We start from the raw sequence: 16,063 nt of genomic DNA, 5'->3' as shown, positions 1-16,063 counted from the left end.
GGGCACACAGCAAGGACGCGGCCAATGAAAATCGCATTCACCATGACGGAAGGCAAAGGGGATCTGGATCAGGTTCTGCACGCTTTTGCCACGGCGCAAGAGGCCAAAGGCACCAAGGTGTGCGGTGTCGTGCAGGTGAACACAGATCGCGAAGACTGTGCCATGTGCGACATGGACGTCATGGTGATGCCCCAGGGGCCCACCATCCGCATTTCCCAAAATCTGGGCAAGGACTCTCGCGGATGTCGCTTGGACGTGGATGCTTTGGAAAAGGCAGTGGTCGAGGTCGAAGCGCAAATTTCCGAGGATGCGGACCTTTTGGTGATCAACAAATTCGGCAAGCACGAGGCAGGCGGACGCGGTTTTCGCAATGTGATCGGTCAGGCCATCGAGCTTGGTGTACCTGTGGTTTGCGGCGTGAACGGCATGAACCGTCAGGCCTTTGAAGAGTTCTGTGGCGGCGAGGCTCAGTTTATTGAGGCTGACCCACAGGCGCTCGAGAAGTGGTTCACCGCCTAGGCGACGCGAAAGCGTCCCAGAATATTGCTGACCAGAAATAGGCCCGCAGCCACGCAGACAATGCTTGGCCCAGCAGGCGTGTCATAAAGATAGCTCGCGCGAAGGCCCAGCACGGCTGACAGGGCTCCGATAACGCCCGCGATCAATGCCATGCTCTCGGGATTGCGCGCCACGGGCCGTGCGGCAGCGGCTGGGATGATCAGCATAGCTACGATCAGCAGGACTCCGACGACTTTGATCGCGACCGCCACGACAATGGCAAGGCTGATCGTCAGGATCATCTGCTCACGTTGCGGATTGATGCCGCTGGCGCTGGCGAGACCATGGTTCAGCGTGGCCGTCAAAAGTGCGGACCAGCGCCAGATCATCAGCAAAAGCACCAAGGCCGCACCGACCCAGATGACGGCCAGATCAGAGGTCCCGACCGCCAGAATATCGCCGAAGAGATAGGCCATGAGGTCCAAGCGCACACCGGACAGAAAGGACACGGCGACCAGCCCAACGGCCAAGGCCGAATGCGCTGCAACTCCCAGCAGCGTGTCCATCGCAAATCCGCGCCCCGATAGCGATGTGACCGTGAAGGCCATTACCAAAGCGATCACAAGGGCTCCGGTGAATACGGAAATATTCAACGCCAAAGCCAGGGCGATACCGAGGATGGCCGCGTGGCTGGTAGCGTCTCCGAAATAGGCCATGCGCCGCCAGACCACGAAACAGCCCAAAGGAGCCGCGGCAATCGCAACGCCGATGCCTGCCAGAGTCGCTCGCACGAGGAAATCGTCAAACATGGGCGTGATCCTCGGCGTGGTCGTGATCATGGTCGTGATGGTGGTGATGGTGATCGTGATCATGGCGATAGAGCGCCAGCGCCCCTTGCGTGCCAGACCCAAACAACGCCCGATATTCTGGCGCCGAGGCCACCACGTCAGGAGACCCGTGGCAGCACACATGCCCATTCAAACAGATCACACGGTCAGAGGCGCTCATCACAACGTGCAGTTCATGCGAGACCATCAGGACGGCGGTTCCCGACTCTTGCCGGATGTCTTCGATCAGCCGATAAAACGCCGCCGAACCAGGCTGGTCCAGGCCAGTTGTCGGCTCATCCAGAATCAAAAGATCGGGCTTTTCGAGCAAGGCACGCGCCAAAAGGGTGCGCTGGAACTGCCCGCCCGACAGAGTGAACATCTGTTTGTCCAGAAGGTTCTCTGCTGCAACCCGCGCCATAGCTGCTTCGATCTCGGCTTTAGGTTTGCGATTGGGCAGGGATAGGAACCGTCGGACAGTAATGGGTAATGTCGGGTCGATATGCAGGCTTTGCGGCACATAGCCAATGCGCAAACCCGGCGCGCGTGTCAGAGAGCCCTCTGTGGGCTCAATCGCGCCAATGATCGCGCGCATCAGCGTCGACTTGCCCGATCCATTCGGGCCGACAACAGTCACGATCTCGCCTTTGGAAATGGAAAAATCGACCCGACGCAGGGCGGTGGTACCGCCCATCTGGATGGTCATCCCATCGGTCTTCACAAGTGTCATGAAGGGTCCTGACAGGTCGGGCACAGGCCCTCGGCCTCGACCACAACGGCCTCGACCTCAAACCCCAGATCCTGCGCCGCGCTCGATATCTCGGAGCTTGGGCTGCCGTCCATTTCGACGACTTTGGTGCAACTCCGGCAGATCATGAAGGCCGGATCGTGAACCGAGCCGGGATGGTCGCAGGCCACAAAGGCATTCAGCTTTTCGATCTTATGCACGAAGCCGTGTGTGCCAAGGAAATCCAACGCGCGATAAACCACGGGCGGCTGACTGCCCATACCTTCTTTGGCGAGGATTTCGAGGATGTCATACGCCCCCATCGCCTTGTGCTCGGACAATAGAATTTCAAACACGCGCTGGCGCACCGGCGTGAATTTCAGCCCATTCTTTTCGCAATAAGAAAGCGCCGCCTCCATACCATCAGAGACGCAACGGGCATGGTCATGTGCTTGAAAACCAGGACTAGTCATAGGGACTCCGACTGAATCTAAGGCTTGATATACTATAACAATTTAGATAGGCAACCCCTCAACGTTATACCATAACATGAGAAACCTATGAAGATTCGTGCATTTTCCGCTCTGATGCTCACAACAACGGCCGCCTATGCTGACGTGCCAAATGTTGTCACCGATATTCCCGCCGTTCATTCTCTTGTATCGCAAGTGATGGGTGATCTGGGATCTCCTAAGATTTTGATGAAACAGGGCAGTTCCCCACACGGTTATTCCATGCGTCCTTCCGAGGCCCGCGCGCTGCAAGAGGCAGACATGGTGGTTTGGATCGGTGAAGATCTGACGCCATGGCTTGAGTCTTCGATCGAAAATCTGGCGCCAGAGGCTGAGTCGCTCGAGCTACTTCATGCGCATGGCACCAAGGTTCTGAACTTCCGCGAAACACCGATTTTCGCTGGGGAGGACCACCATGATGATCACGACGATCATGATGAGCACAAAGACGAGCATCATGACGACCACGATGATCATGAAGAGCATGCCGATGAGGGACATGGCCACGATGATCACAAAGATGAACATCACGACGACCATGATGACCATGACGATCACAAGGACGAGCATGGGCATGATGATCACGACGAAGAGGGTCATGACGAGCACGCCGAAGAAGGTCATCACGACGAACACGGCCACGACCACGATGGCGCAGACCCTCATGCGTGGCTTAGCCCGCACAACGCGGCCTCTTGGGTTGGCGAAATCGCGGAACACCTGTCGGAACTAGATCCAGAAAACGCGGCCACCTACGAAGCAAACGCAGCTGCAGCTGCCGAAGGGCTTGAAGCGCTGGAAGGCGCTCTGGCTGCGCAACTTGCGCCATACAGTGGCGCGAAGTTCATCGTGTTCCACGACGCCTATCAATATTTCGAAGAGGCCACTGGCCTGAAGGCAACCGGCGCATTGCAGGTCTCTGACGCCACGCCTCCAAGCGCGGCGCGTCTGACCGAGATCCAAGCCGAGATCCAAGAACACAACATCACTTGTGTCTTCTCTGAGCCTCAATTCAGCGATGCGCTGGTGAAGTCTGTGACCAACGGTCAAGTTTCTGCGACCGTTATCGACCCGCTGGGCGTTGGCCTTGATCTGGGAGCAGGCCTTTACACCGAGCTTTTGCAAAACATCGCGGACTCGATCGAAGGCTGCATCAAATAAGAGTGCGTCAGGCGGCCTCCTCTCCCACATCGGGAGGTCGCCTAACAAAAAAGGGTCGCCCAAAGGCGACCCTTTCTTTTTGTCTTTCCGACAGTTTTAGGTCCAGTGAACCTGAGCTGGGCGGAATTCGAAGGTGATGTGGTGGCCAGCGCCTTCCAGACCTTCTTTCGCGTGGTTGTAGAGCGAACGCCAGTATGGCTGGATGGTGACGCCTTCCTCGCGGATGATCTCTTCACCTTTCGCCATCAGAGCACGACGCGCTTCCACGTCAGCAGTTGCCAGCGCTTCTGCCAGGATGCCGTCAAACTCTGCATTGGACCAGCCGAACTCGTTCCATGCTTCGCCAGAACGATAGGCCAGACCCCAGATCTGAACACCGAGAGGACGGTGGTTCCAGTTGGTGGAGGAGAATGGATACTTCGCCCAGTCGTTCCAGAAGGTGGAACCAGGCAGAACGGTCCGCTTGACCTTGATGCCTGCGTCGCGCAGCTGAGCCGCAACGGCGTCGGTGGTGTTTTTCCGCCATGCATCGTCGATCGAGAGCAGTTCGTGCTCATAGTCGCCCATGCCCGCTTCTTTCATCAGAGCAAGCGCGCCCGCTGGGTCGTGCTTTGGTGCGCCAATGTCAGCAAATTCTGGGTGCGCTGGACCAACGTGGTGGTTTTGCGCTGGAATACCGCGGCTGCCGTAACCCAGTTCCAGAAGAACGTTGTTGTCAACCGCCATCGCCAGAGCCTGACGTACACGCTTGTCAGCGTAAGGCTGCTTGCCATCAACTTCTGCAAGCTGGTTTGGACGGATAACGATGGTCGCCATGGTCACAACTTCGTTGGTGTTCCAGCCGTCCAGAGACGAGATCAGGTCGATGAAGTCGCCATCAACAGAGTAGTTAACGTCGTATTCATCTGCTTCTGCTGCTGCAACCCAAGCTGCTGGGTCGGTGCCGTAGTCGACATACTCGAAACGATCGATCCATGCGCCGTTGCCAGCGTTCCACCAGGTGTGGTTCTCGTTGCGCACCAGAACCGCTTTAACGCCGACTTCCAGAGACTCTGGCAGGTAAGGGCCAGTGCCGATTGGGTTGGTCAGCATGTCCGCGTCGTTGTGGCTGCTGTGAACGATCGCCGCTGGATAGTCTGCCATGCCCGGGATGATCGAGATGTCAGAGTTTGGCAGGTTCAGCTGAACAGTGTGGCTGTCTACAACAACAATTGCGCCCTCGATGGCTTTGCCAGAGTCAGCGTCGATCAGAGACGCCATACGGCCCGCCATGGAGTTACCTTCAACGGATTTGTCACACCAGCCAGTGATGTTGCGCGCTACGTCTTCTGCGGTGAAGTCGTCGCCGTTGTTCCACTTAACGCCCTTACGTACGTTCAGAGTGTAGGTCTTCGCGTCTGAAGAAACTTCCCAGCTTTCCAGCAGGGTTGGGGTGAAGGTACCGTCGTTCTCATAAGACACGAGATACTCGAGCCAACCGCGAGAGAAGTTTGCGATCTGGGACCAGTCGTATGTGCGTGGGTCTTTCAGCGCGCGCACTTCAGTCTGGAGGCGAACGGTGCCGCCCATTTTCGCGTGGCCAGCCGCTTGGGCAGGAGCCGCCATGCCAAGCATGGAGTATGCGGTCGCCGCGGTCGCGCCGAATGCAGAAGCAATCGCGAGGAACTCGCGACGAGATACTTCGTCGTTACCCACTTTCTTGGCAGAATCGACAATCTCTTTAGGCAGAGGCTTGCCGGTACGTGTCAGAAATTCCATTTATAGTCTCCCTGTGTGCGGGGCGTTTTTGCCCCTATGGTTCTAGTTTTGACCAAAAACCGCCTTGTGGCGATTCAAGTTCTTTTGATCACTAAGAGGTCGCCTTTTGACCTCTACTGACCACGACCGGACCCGAAACACGTTGGTTTCAACCGGCCAAATTCGTAGGTCACCGCAGTGGGCGAGGCCCACAGCTAAAACGCCCTACTCGCTGTCTAAAGACCTGAGCGTTGCGTTCATTTTTCAGTCGATTTCCCCCCACAGACGCCGACTTGTGATGACGTGCGCCTTCACCTTCACGCGCAACTGCATGAATTGCAACATTAAAATGAGTCAGCGCAAACACGGAAAGGGAGAGTCGACAGAAGGACTTAAAGTCAGCCGCCAGAGTCAGCACAGGATCAAAGAGGTCCGTTGACCAATTTGAACGCGTGGCTTGATGGTGCGGCGCGGCGTTAAAATCCATACGAAAATGTCTGCCGGAGACGGGTGTTTCCTCTGGTCGAAAAACGACATTTTGATTTCATTTACCGCCAAGGACGCCTGCAAAAGCAAAAATACCGGGAAAATTTCAGCACGTGACCTAAGAAAAGTGGTGTTTTTAGAGAATCTCTAGGACGTGGAAATCGGTCTCATATGGCTTTTTGCGTCAAGGCTGTTAGACTCGTGAAAAAGCAAATCAGAGCAGCAGAAATTGCGAATTCTATGTGTCACTACGGTACGGGACGAAGGACCTTACCTGCTTGAATGGATCGCCCATCACAGGGCGGCCGGGGTCACCGACTTCCTTATCTACGCCAATGATTGCAGCGACGGGACCATCGAGCTTTTAAAGGCTCTGCAACAGGCCGGCATTGTGCGCCTAGTTGAGCACAAACTCGAGAAGGGGAACTCGATCCAGTGGCAAGCGCTCAAGGCAGCCTGGGCGCATCCTTTGACCAGAAAGGCCAATTGGGTTCTGGTCAGCGACGTCGACGAGTTCCTGAACATCAAAACAGGCAACCGTACCATACCCGCCCTGATCAACGCGATTTCACCGGAGGCCGATGGGATTGTGATGCAATGGCGCTTGTTTGGGCACAATGGCCACGTGGGAATACGAGATCGCTTGGTGACGGAGGCCTATACCCGCGCCATTCCAGAAACCGCGACCTACCCGATCTCGGCCAGTCTGTGTAAGACCCTGTTTAAACCGAATGGCCCGTTTCGCAGCTTTGGCGTGCATCGCCCACAGCAGAAACCTCTGGCGAAAGCCCGCCGCCCGATTTTTGTGGACGGGTCCGGCACATTCATCGATCAGGACTTTGCGATGGACGAAAAACGGATTTCGTTTTTCGGTCACAAACCCGCGCGCGACTTGGTCGAGGTCAACCACTATGCGGTCAAATCGGTGGCGGCCTTTCTTTTGAAACGCGAGCGTGGTTTGCCTAACAGAAAGAAGCCAATCGACCTTGCCTATTGGGTAGATCGCAACTTCAACACGGTCGAAGACACTTCGATCTCGGCGATGTCGGGCGCCACGAAGAAAGTTCTCGAAGAGCTCTTGTTCATGCCCGGGGTCAAAAAACTGCATGATGATTGTGTGGAATGCCATCAAGAACGGTTCAATCAGCTTGTGCTTCAACCAGAGACGCACAGTCTTATGACCAAACTGATCACAGCAGGAAGCAGCGAGGTGCCTCCGCCTCGCCTGCAACGGCGATTGGTGGCCTGGTACCATCTGGCTCAGCGCACCCAAAAGGACTCTGTCGAGAGCACCTGACCTATGGCAGACGTCCCCTCAACCCTTCGGTTTGAACACCACGTGATCACGCATCAGCGCATCGGGGACGAGGTGATCCTGGACGCTGTGCAAACGGGCGAAGAGGCGCAGGTCTTTGGCGTTGGCAGCCTGACGCCAGCGCGTTTTAGTGCCGTCCAACCCGAAGTCAGAGCCATAGGCGCACATCAGATCCTCAGCTTTGCAGCGTCCGAGGCCCGACCAGACGTCACCCTTTCGCACCATCAGCGTGACCTGTTCGAAAACCTGCATGCTGTGCTGGCCTTTCGCAACGGGCAGTCGGTCGACGTTACTCTGGACTGGCTGCGCTGGAATTTGGACCGTCACGGCCTGAACGCAGCCTTGATTGTGGATCGTGCTAACCCGAGCGACGGAAGCGATTTCGCACAGGCTTTGCGATCGGCCGCGCGCGCCCTGCCCGGCCTTAAGGCGCTCGCCGTCATACAGTTTGATATTCCCCTCGGAGATCCGGATTTGCCCGCGGAATCTCACCCTTTCTGCGCGCCAGATGCTCCGGGCAAAGATCGCATGGTGGTACCAGACCCAGATCCGTGGCGCTCCCCGCTTGGGCAGCTGAACGTCGTCGAACATCTCCGTTGGCGGTTTTTGAATGACGCCAAATCGGTTTCGTTGCTGGACCCCAGCGACCTGCTTGAACCCACCGAAGGCGACAGCCTTATTGACCTGCTAGAGCGAACCACCGGCGGCACGCTCCTTCTAAGCGGCACACCGGCATACCCTTGGCGCGTGCGCAACGGGCGCGAAGCGCAATTCTCGGATCATATCTGCACGCAATTTGACAGCAGCCAGAAAATCACACGTTGGAGCCTGACCCCTTCCAAAACCCCAAAAACACGCCTTTGGCGTCCGTTCTTCATGCCGGGCGCGGCTTTGGGCACGACCGCGCCATTGCCCTTCTATCGCTATATGGCGCTGAGGCACGATGCGGGCTCGATCTCAAAGATTGTTCCTAAGACGTCGCTGGTGGAAGCCCCTGATCTTATGCTGCGCGCGACATCGTATTGGGGCGGAAAGCCTGTGCCTATTCCGGCACAACACGCGAAAACTACGGCCAAGATCCCGAACTCCGTCGCCATCGTGACTTGTATGAAAAACGAAGGTCCATTTATCCTGGAATGGCTGGCTTATCATCGTGCCATCGGGGTCGAGAACTTCCTCGTTTACACCAACGACTGCACCGACGGCACCGATACCTTCCTTGATCTGTTGCAAGACAAAGGCCTGGTCCAACACCGCGACAATCCCTTTCGCGAAAGCGGCCTCAAGCCGCAACACGCAGCGCTTCATGCCGCCGACGATGAGCCGATGATGCAAAGGTCGGACTGGCTGGTCTGTATGGATGTGGACGAATTCATCAATGTGAAAGTGGGTGACGGCCGCCTGTCAGACCTCTTCGCGGCTGTGCCCGACGCCAATATGATCGCGATGACATGGCGGCTGTTTGGCAACTCGGATCAACATGCATTTCGTGACGCCCCGCTGATTGGCGATTTCACCCGTTGCGCTGCAGAAATGACGCGAAAGCCCCATCAGGCTTGGGGATTTAAGACGCTTTACCGAAACCTTGGGATCTTTAAGAAACTTGGTGTGCACCGACCCAAGGGGCTAAAACCCCAGCTTTGGGAGCAGATCAATTGGGTCAACGGGTCTGGCAAACCCATGCCGAAATCCAACTTCCGCAACGCCTGGAGATCGACCAAAGCCACGGTCGGCTATGATCTGGTCAGCTTGAACCACTATGCCGTACGCTCGGCCGAGAGTTTTCTGGTGAAACGAGATCGAGGCCGTGTGAACCACGTCGACCGCGATCAGGGCCTCGCCTATTGGTTCCGCATGAACCACAACATTGTCGAGGACACCTCGATCACGCGCATGTTGCCAGCGCTACAGTCAGAGATGAACAGGCTTTTGGCCGACCCGGATATCGCCAAGATGCACAGCGCCTGCGTAGACGCACACCGCGCCAAAATCGACGAACTCAAGGCAACCCCCAACTACGCCGCGTTCTATGAAACTCTGACCAGCGAGCGCATGCAGCGCTTGTCGCGCAAGCTTCAACACTTTGGGGCAAATGTCTTTCTGGCCGGGCCCGATGTGGTGCCTGATGACATCGCCTTTAACGACCACCCAGATGGGTTCTTTTTCACGGTCGAGAAACAAGAGACCCAACATTGAGGCAATTCCCCTTGGACACGCGCGCAGATTACTGTTTCCATAGAAGAAACAAACGGAGAGCAGATGGCTGACCTGCCAAAAATCGCGAGCCTTTGGATCGGAGGGGATCTGTCGTGGCTGGAACAACTGTGCCTGAAGTCCTTTGCAGACGCCGGTCATCAGATCACGCTTTACAGCTATGCGCCGATCGGCAATCTGCCAGAGGGGGTTTTGGCAGGGGACGCAAACGAGATCTATCCCGGCGAACCGATGCTGCGCCACGCGATAACCGGCAGCCCCGCGATCCACGCCGATCTCTGGCGGCTGAATATGCTGCAAAAGACGGATCAAATCTGGGTGGATTGCGATGTCTATTGCCGTCGCCCGTTTGATTTTGACGGCGATCATGTCTTTGGATGGGAAAAGCCGGGGCTCGTGTGCAACGCGGTGCTGGGCCTGCCGCAAGACAGCAAAACGCTCTCGGGTCTTTTGAAGTTCTTTGAGGATCCCTACGCCATAGGCCCTTGGCTGAAACCGCATCAGATTGAAGAGTTGGAGTACGAACAAAACGCGGGCCGCCCTGTTCACATGACCGAACAGGAATGGGGCTTCACCGGCCCCGGCGCGGTGTCCTGGTTTTTGAAAGACACGGGCGAAATTGAACACGCGCAGGACAAGGACGTCTTCTTCCCTGTTTCGTTCAAAGACCGAAACCACCTCATCCTGAGCCGTTTCAACATAGAAGACGAAATAACCGAGAACACCCGGGCCATTCACCTTTGGGCACGGCGGCTCAAGCCAAGATTGCGGGACAATGAAGACAACAAACCCCGACGCGGCAGTTTTCTGGATCAGATGCTGAAACATCACGGGATCGACCACAAAGAGGCGCCTATTCCGGCCAAAGTCTCTAAGTTCTCGGGCGGTTCGGCCGATCCGCGGTTCCGCGCGATGATCGCAATCGAAGCCCTACGCGGCGATGAATCCATCGCTCAACTCGCGAAAAACAACAATGTGGAACCCGCCGAGGTGCGCGCTTGGCGCACGTTCCTTGTCCAAAAAGCCGTGAAGCTCTTTCAATGACGGAAACCCTGTCCCCTCGCAAAGCCCGCGCCGATTGGCGGCAAAACCTCGCGAAGATGGGCGAGGAAAAAGGGTTCTTTCGCGCCTTGGGGCATGAACATAGCGCGCTCTTTGTCGAAGGCGGCGACACGCTGATAGTGACGTTTGAAAACCTCGACCACGTCTATGAACGCACCGAGGATCGCCTGCCTTGGGGCTATGGGTTTGTTACCAAACGTGGCTGGTCCATGCTGGGCCTGATGGCGCATGACTGGACATGGTATCGCGACGAAGCGGTCTATGATTTCTTTGACGAGCTGCGGGACACCGGGTTCTTCAACCGCTTTAAGAAAGTGGTGTTCTATGGGGCCTCAATGGGGGCCTACGCAGCGGCAGCCTTCAGCGCTGCTGCGCCGGGTTCGACAGTCATATTGATCTCGCCTCAGGCCACGCTGGACCGCGAGAAGGCCAGTTGGGAATACCGTTACCTCAAGGCGTGGCGGCGCAATTTCAAAGATCGCTACGGCTATGCGCCGGACTATGTGGCGGCTGCCGAGAACGCCTATGTGTTCTATGACCCGCGCATGCCGCAGGACGCGATGCACGCAACCCTGTTTGACAGTCCAAACATCACGAAATTTCCATGCCGCTTCCTAGGGCACCGCATGGCTTCGCTCTGGGTGCAGATGGGTATCCTGACCCCGATCATCGAGGGCTGTGTGGCTGGAACCCTGACCCGACCCGAGTTCTATAAGATGATGCGCGCGCGTCATCACTCCACGCGCTATCAACGTGAATTGCTGGATGCCGTTCTGGAAAAGAACCGCCCGCGTCTGACGGTGAGATTATGCGAATATGTCCTGTCAAAACGCGGCGGGCCTAAGTTCCGCGCGGCCTTAAAAGACGCGCAAAAGCAGCTACCATCGCCCAAACGCATTCGCGTGGTGAAGGGCATGAATTTTGACGCTTTTGACGCGCAGGATCACCTCAACATCATCCTGCAGCGCAGTGAAATCTTGCATGACGTCAAATCGGCTGGTCGCAAGGTTAAGGCTTGGACAGAGGGCGATGCGACCGCATTGGAAGAGGTTGTGCGGGAGAAAAACACCCAACTTCCTGCACGCGCCTATGGGCAGATCAACGACGAATTCACCGAGTTGCTGAAATCCCTCGACGGCTTTCATCCAGACCGGTTGGCTGACATCGGCTGCGGCTATGGCTTCTTTAGTTTTGCGGCGGCAAAGCATTTTGACTGCGACGTCGAATTGATCGACGTCGAAACGTCCGAGAACCGCCATTTCGGGTTCGAAGAGGTCGGCGCGGCCTATTCTAACCTGCAAAAGGCCGCACGGTTCCTAAATGACAACGGGATCGCGAAACAAAAAATCCGGACAACCAATCCAATGAAGGATGACCTAAAAGCCATTCAGCCAGTGGATATGATCGTCAGCCTCTTGGCCTGCGGCTTCCACTTCCCAATCGATGGCTACATGCCGTTTTTCACGGAAAAACTCGTAGATGGCGGCCGTTTGATCCTGGATCTACGCAACAGTCAGGCGTCTGACCAAATCGAACGGCTCTCCAACCTAGGAGCGGTTGAAATCCTGTCCAAACAGAACAACCGCCAGAGGATCATGCTAACGCGCTGCGTTTAACGGCGCTTCAACGTGTCTCCGAAGGCAATTTTTGGGGTGAGTTCCACGACACTTTCGATGTCTTCGCCAGCCACGCGTGCCGCGATGATCTGCGCCGCATGTCGTCCGGATTCCCGGCGGCAGGCATCCATACTTGCCAGCTTGCGCGGCAGGCCTTGCAGCAATTCAACCCCATTAAAGCCCGCCAGCCCGATCTGACCCGGAATATCGATGCCTTGCTCAAGCAAATACAGCATCCCGCCCGCGCCAATCATATCGTTGGAAAAATACAAGAAATCGAGCTCTGGTGTGCGCTCCAGCATCGCTTGAGTCATCTCGCGGCCCTTCAGCAGGGCAGAACCGCCGGAGTAAAACTCCTGATCCATGATCTCGACGCCGCTTTTGGCGAGCGCTTCGGTAAAGCCCTCAAACCGTTTCCGCGCGCGGTGATCCAGCGGCATTTTGGTACCCAGAAAGCCGATATTCGTATAGCCTGCTTTCAGGATCGCCTTAGCCATTTCACGCCCAGCGCGGCGGTGAGAGATCCCGACCATGGCATCCACAGGCTTGCCATCCACGTCCATGATCTCAACCACAGGAATGCCGGCGTTCCGCAGCATCGCTTTAGCCGCATCCGTATGTTCCAGCCCCGCGATGATGACCCCCGATGGCCGCCACGAGAGCATTTCATAGAGAACTTTCTCTTCCTTTTCAGGAAGGTAGTCCGTCACACCCACAACCGGCTGTAGGTCCGTGGTTTCCAAAACTTCGCTGATGCCGCTCAAAACCTCAGGGAATACCATGTTGGACAACGACGGAATAATCACCGCCACAAGGTTCACGCGTTGGCTGGCCAGAGCGCCGGCGATCTTGTTGGGCACATAGCCCAGTTCCTTCGCAGCTTTCAGCACCCGTTCCCGCGTCGCTGCCGAGACATCGCCTCGGTTGCGCAATACGCGGCTTACGGTCATTTCAGAAACACCCGACGCCTCAGATACGTCTCGCAGGGTCAAAGAGCGGTTTTCATCATTCGCCACGGGGCACCACCTTGTAGTTTTGCCTCATGTTAGCGGTCACCGTGCCCAGCGCAAGCGCTCTTGGTACAAAAATAACGGGGCTTATGGTCGCTAGATCAGGAAATCAGAGCCATCCATGTCCGAAAGCGAGGTATCTGTCAGCCAGATCTCTCCCAATCCCGTGTTGATAAGCACATCCGCACCTTGCTGAGACATCTCAAGGTTCGCGACCCGTTTGATGCCGCCTTCACCGAGGTATCGCAGGTCAATCACATCCTCTCCTTGGGTGAAATCATTGATCCGGTCGCTGCCGTGGTGGCGTTTGAACATAAAGCGATCCGCACCAGCATCGCCTTGATAGATGTCATTACCGGTCCCGCCATCCAGCCGATCATTTCCGGCCCCGCCATAAAGCCGATCCGCCCCCGCCCCGCCTTTCAACTTGTCGTTGCCGTCGCCGCCATAGAGCGTGTCATTGCCGATCTTCCCCTTCAGCTTGTCATCCAAGTCCCCTCCATCCAAGGAATCGTCTCCGATGCCGCCTTTCAGCGTATCAACCCCGTCATTGCCAAAAAGCGTGTCATTGCCGTCATTACCCTTCAGCAAATCCGCGCCCGCGCCGCCGTACATCAGGTCCATTCCCGCACCGCCGCGCAACTCGTCATGCCCCGCCCCGCCAGAGATCTCATCCGCGCCGGTGCCGCCGGCCACAAAGTCATTGCCATCCGCGCCCCATATCTGGTCGTCCTCGTCCCCGCCCAGAATACGGTCATCGCCTTGTTCCCCATAAAGCCGGTCCGCACCCGCGCCGCCGCTCAGCAGATCATCGGCAAAGCCTCCGAATAATGTGTCGGCCCCAAGCCCGCCGTCCAGACTGTCCAGGCCATCTCCACCCAGGATCCGGTCGTCTCCGTCTTGACCGTTGATCGTGTCATCGCCCGACTGTCCCTGAATCTCGTCGGCGGCCGCCGTTCCCGACAAAACATCCGCATCACCGCTGCCATAGACCACGTCGTCTGGTGTCACATCGCCCAGATCTACGCGATCCACACTGTGAAACCCGTCCCAGAACACATCCTCATTCTCGAGCCTTTGCCCATCGGCCGAGGACAACCGAAGGACTGTATGGGGTGTTCCTTCTGTTTCAAACCACCGCAGCGACGCTTGGTAACGGGTTTCTGCATCTAAAACGAAAGGGGCGGCGTCATTGGCCCGAGGCGATCTTGGCGCGCATGGCGATCGGCACCACCCTGGCCTTGAGCGTCGCTCTTAGTCTTGGGGGTGGGGTCGCTTGGTACACGGGCGTTCCGGGACTTGTTGATCTGTGGGGGATCGTCGAAGCCCTAGCGCTTGCACTAGGGGCGGGAATTGCGGTTGGGTTCGTGAACTGCGCGCTCTTTGCGATCCTGCCAGTCTGGCGGCCGCTTTGGGCGGTGACGTCAAGATTGCTGTTCTTGGTCTCGGGCGTGCTTTTCTTGCCGAGTGACTTACCATCCACGGTGCAGTGGATATTGGAATGGAACCCTTTGATCCATATCCTCAGCCTGCTGCGCGAGAGCCTGTACCATGGTTATGCACCGCTCTATCAAAGCTCATTTTTCGTGGCGCTTAGGCGTCGTCATCCATCAGCAACACCCAATCCGCATTAAAGCGCTCGACGGCTTTTGAAAGGCCTTCAGCAAACCCGCCAGCACCGCCGACATTCTGCGGGAGACGCAGGACAGATAGCCGGCTGTCCTCTAGGTTCGAAAGCCAAACCTCGGTTCCATCGGAACTGGCATTGTCGACAACCACGATCCCGGAAAGTTGGTGTTCAGGCGCGGCAAGCAAGCAGCGAACACTATGCTGCATCTGTGCACAGCGATTGAAGGTCACGACAACAGCAACCACGCGCCCTACGGAAAAGAGCGCCTCATTTACGCGAATTCGAGCCGTATTTTGCATCGCAAAACACGCTACGGCCCAACCGTTAATCAAGACTTAGGATGAGGCTATCGCCGAGGAGAAAACCGCAAAGACAGGCAAGACATACCGCCATCCACTTTAGCTGCCTCGGTATTGCCGATCAGCCGAATGTCATAGCCTTCTTTGGTCAACATCTCCGTGGTCTTTGGGAACCCGTCGGGCATAACGACGATTTCGTTGAACCGAATAGAATTGGCGCAAGCCTCTTCGCCGTCGGCGACATGCAACAACCGATATCCATCAAAACAGCCGGAATCCGACAGACGTTTGGTCGACAAAATGGTCTCTTCGTCCAAAAGCGAGCAATCGGTTTTGAAGTGCAGAACACCTTCGGGCGTCTGCAACTCACGAACCTTGTATCCCCACTTCGATACGATTTTATCCAATGCGGCAACTCCGGCATGGTCCGTCCGCGAGGACAGCCCTACGAGAATCTCGCTGTCCGTCACCAGAATATCGCCACCTTCGATAAAGCCACCCGGCTCCAGCTCATGAATGTCGCCATAGATATCAGCCAGGGTCCCCGCGATCTCGGCAGCCTCGCCCAAACGGGATGGCGCACCCGGGCGCATCTGAATCACACCCTCTTGTAAACAAAGTGCTGCGTCCTCGACAAAGACAGAATCCGGATAGGCCTCGAGCGGCTCGAGCACCGTCACCTCAGCCCCAGTAGAGCGCAGCACGTCTACATATGCGGCATGATGCTCTAGAAACTTTTGGTGATCCGGCGTGCCAGAGTCTTCAAACCGCAAACCTCGGATAATTGACGCAGCGGGCTTGCGAGACACCGCGTGCGAGAATGTGTAGGATTTTGGGCTCATTTTTTCCTAGTTTCCAGGTTTCAGGGGGCTTTTATGGGTCAAATGATGCGGCAAACTTTTAAGAGCGTTGCCGTTTATAGCCTTCTGTATATAGTTAAGTGCATGGACGCCAGCCGCTCTAGCGCGA

At 56.5% G+C, this 16,063-nt stretch carries 15 protein-coding genes; 7 read left to right on the top strand and 8 right to left on the bottom strand.

From position 1 onward, the window contains the following. The first annotated feature begins 24 nt into the window (after positions 1 to 24). A complete protein-coding gene (locus HZ995_RS07050; RefSeq protein WP_209357958.1) occupies positions 25 to 519 on the top strand; it encodes a DUF2478 domain-containing protein in 495 nt (164 codons plus the stop codon). Here the strand turns inward: HZ995_RS07050 and HZ995_RS07045 are convergent. From HZ995_RS07045 to HZ995_RS07035, 3 genes are read right to left on the bottom strand one after another with little or no spacing between them, the layout of a single operon-like run. Next, the gene (locus tag HZ995_RS07045) at positions 516 to 1,307 is read right to left on the bottom strand and encodes an iron chelate uptake ABC transporter family permease subunit (RefSeq protein ID WP_209358191.1); all 792 of its coding nucleotides are present in this window, start codon (positions 1,305 to 1,307) and stop codon (positions 516 to 518) included. The two genes, HZ995_RS07050 and HZ995_RS07045, sit on opposite strands and share 4 nt — an antisense overlap. Continuing rightward, entirely contained in the window at positions 1,300 to 2,055 is a 756-nt protein-coding gene (locus tag HZ995_RS07040) for a metal ABC transporter ATP-binding protein (RefSeq protein ID WP_209357957.1), read from the bottom strand. The genes HZ995_RS07045 and HZ995_RS07040 overlap by 8 nt, the downstream gene beginning before the upstream one ends. Next, positions 2,052 to 2,525 carry a Fur family transcriptional regulator gene (locus HZ995_RS07035; RefSeq protein ID WP_209357956.1) on the bottom strand — a complete coding sequence of 158 codons (474 nt, stop codon included), beginning with the start codon at positions 2,523 to 2,525 and terminating at the stop codon, positions 2,052 to 2,054. Before HZ995_RS07035 ends, HZ995_RS07040 begins: the two co-directional genes overlap by 4 nt. Positions 2,526 to 2,612: 87 nt before the next feature. Between HZ995_RS07035 and HZ995_RS07030 the strand changes: the two genes are divergently transcribed. Next, positions 2,613 to 3,725 carry a zinc ABC transporter substrate-binding protein gene (locus HZ995_RS07030; protein WP_209357955.1) on the top strand — a complete coding sequence of 371 codons (1,113 nt, stop codon included), beginning with the start codon at positions 2,613 to 2,615 and terminating at the stop codon, positions 3,723 to 3,725. 96 nt (positions 3,726 to 3,821) lie between these two features. Here HZ995_RS07030 and HZ995_RS07025 read toward each other — a convergent pair whose 3' ends face one another. Then, on the bottom strand, positions 3,822 to 5,483 hold the full coding sequence (locus HZ995_RS07025) for an ABC transporter substrate-binding protein (protein ID WP_209357954.1): 1,662 nt from the start codon (positions 5,481 to 5,483) through the stop codon (positions 3,822 to 3,824). Between the two features lie 694 nt (positions 5,484 to 6,177). Here HZ995_RS07025 and HZ995_RS07020 point away from each other — a divergent pair. From HZ995_RS07020 to HZ995_RS07005, 4 genes are all read left to right on the top strand, one after another. Continuing rightward, complete coding sequence (locus HZ995_RS07020; protein WP_209357953.1) at positions 6,178 to 7,245, top strand: glycosyltransferase family 2 protein; 1,068 nt, start codon at positions 6,178 to 6,180, stop codon at positions 7,243 to 7,245. A 3-nt stretch (positions 7,246 to 7,248) separates the two neighbouring features. Next, positions 7,249 to 9,459 carry a glycosyltransferase family 2 protein gene (locus tag HZ995_RS07015; RefSeq protein WP_209357952.1) on the top strand — a complete coding sequence of 737 codons (2,211 nt, stop codon included), beginning with the start codon at positions 7,249 to 7,251 and terminating at the stop codon, positions 9,457 to 9,459. 63 nt (positions 9,460 to 9,522) lie between these two features. Further along, positions 9,523 to 10,521, top strand: a complete 999-nt coding sequence (locus HZ995_RS07010; RefSeq protein ID WP_209357951.1) for a hypothetical protein — start codon at positions 9,523 to 9,525, stop codon at positions 10,519 to 10,521. After that, complete coding sequence (locus tag HZ995_RS07005) at positions 10,518 to 12,155, top strand: SAM-dependent methyltransferase (RefSeq protein ID WP_209357950.1); 1,638 nt, start codon at positions 10,518 to 10,520, stop codon at positions 12,153 to 12,155. The genes HZ995_RS07010 and HZ995_RS07005 overlap by 4 nt, the downstream gene beginning before the upstream one ends. Here HZ995_RS07005 and HZ995_RS07000 read toward each other — a convergent pair. Next, the gene (locus tag HZ995_RS07000; RefSeq protein WP_209357949.1) at positions 12,152 to 13,171 is read right to left on the bottom strand and encodes a LacI family DNA-binding transcriptional regulator; all 1,020 of its coding nucleotides are present in this window, start codon (positions 13,169 to 13,171) and stop codon (positions 12,152 to 12,154) included. The genes HZ995_RS07005 and HZ995_RS07000 overlap by 4 nt on opposite strands. A 90-nt stretch (positions 13,172 to 13,261) precedes the next feature. Beyond that, a complete protein-coding gene (locus HZ995_RS06995) occupies positions 13,262 to 14,263 on the bottom strand; it encodes a calcium-binding protein (RefSeq protein WP_209357948.1) in 1,002 nt (333 codons plus the stop codon). A gap of 17 nt (positions 14,264 to 14,280) precedes the next feature. Between HZ995_RS06995 and HZ995_RS06990 the strand changes: the two genes are divergently transcribed. Continuing rightward, positions 14,281 to 14,799, top strand: coding sequence for an ABC transporter permease (locus HZ995_RS06990; RefSeq protein ID WP_209357947.1), 519 nt, complete (start codon positions 14,281 to 14,283; stop codon positions 14,797 to 14,799). Here the strand turns inward: HZ995_RS06990 and HZ995_RS06985 are convergent. After that, positions 14,759 to 15,094, bottom strand: a complete 336-nt coding sequence (locus tag HZ995_RS06985) for a glycosyltransferase (protein ID WP_209357946.1) — start codon at positions 15,092 to 15,094, stop codon at positions 14,759 to 14,761. The two genes, HZ995_RS06990 and HZ995_RS06985, sit on opposite strands and share 41 nt — an antisense overlap. 47 nt (positions 15,095 to 15,141) lie before the next feature. Next, a complete protein-coding gene (locus tag HZ995_RS06980) occupies positions 15,142 to 15,936 on the bottom strand; it encodes a dimethylarginine dimethylaminohydrolase family protein (RefSeq protein ID WP_209357945.1) in 795 nt (264 codons plus the stop codon). Positions 15,937 to 16,063 lie beyond the last annotated feature (127 nt).

The organism is Cognatishimia activa, from assembly GCF_017798205.1.
Taxonomy (GTDB): Bacteria; Pseudomonadota; Alphaproteobacteria; order Rhodobacterales; family Rhodobacteraceae; genus Cognatishimia; species Cognatishimia activa_A.
The sequence above is the reverse complement of the archived record's forward strand: the minus strand, read 5'-3'. Positions and strand labels throughout refer to the sequence as shown.

Bases quoted from the DNA above. Each gene is read 5' to 3' on its own strand.
- HZ995_RS07005 (WP_209357950.1), top strand. From the start codon at position 10,518: ATGACGGAAACCCTGTCCCCTCGCAAAGCCCGCGCCGATTGGCGGCAA.
- HZ995_RS07040 (WP_209357957.1), bottom strand. From the start codon at position 2,055: ATGACACTTGTGAAGACCGATGGGATGACCATCCAGATGGGCGGTACC.
- HZ995_RS07030 (WP_209357955.1), top strand. From the start codon at position 2,613: ATGAAGATTCGTGCATTTTCCGCTCTGATGCTCACAACAACGGCCGCC.
- HZ995_RS07015 (WP_209357952.1), top strand. From the start codon at position 7,249: ATGGCAGACGTCCCCTCAACCCTTCGGTTTGAACACCACGTGATCACG.
- HZ995_RS06980 (WP_209357945.1), bottom strand. From the start codon at position 15,936: ATGAGCCCAAAATCCTACACATTCTCGCACGCGGTGTCTCGCAAGCCC.
- HZ995_RS07025 (WP_209357954.1), bottom strand. From the start codon at position 5,483: ATGGAATTTCTGACACGTACCGGCAAGCCTCTGCCTAAAGAGATTGTC.
- HZ995_RS06985 (WP_209357946.1), bottom strand. From the start codon at position 15,094: ATGCAAAATACGGCTCGAATTCGCGTAAATGAGGCGCTCTTTTCCGTA.
- HZ995_RS07050 (WP_209357958.1), top strand. From the start codon at position 25: ATGAAAATCGCATTCACCATGACGGAAGGCAAAGGGGATCTGGATCAG.
- HZ995_RS07010 (WP_209357951.1), top strand. From the start codon at position 9,523: ATGGCTGACCTGCCAAAAATCGCGAGCCTTTGGATCGGAGGGGATCTG.
- HZ995_RS07035 (WP_209357956.1), bottom strand. From the start codon at position 2,525: ATGACTAGTCCTGGTTTTCAAGCACATGACCATGCCCGTTGCGTCTCT.
- HZ995_RS07045 (WP_209358191.1), bottom strand. From the start codon at position 1,307: ATGTTTGACGATTTCCTCGTGCGAGCGACTCTGGCAGGCATCGGCGTT.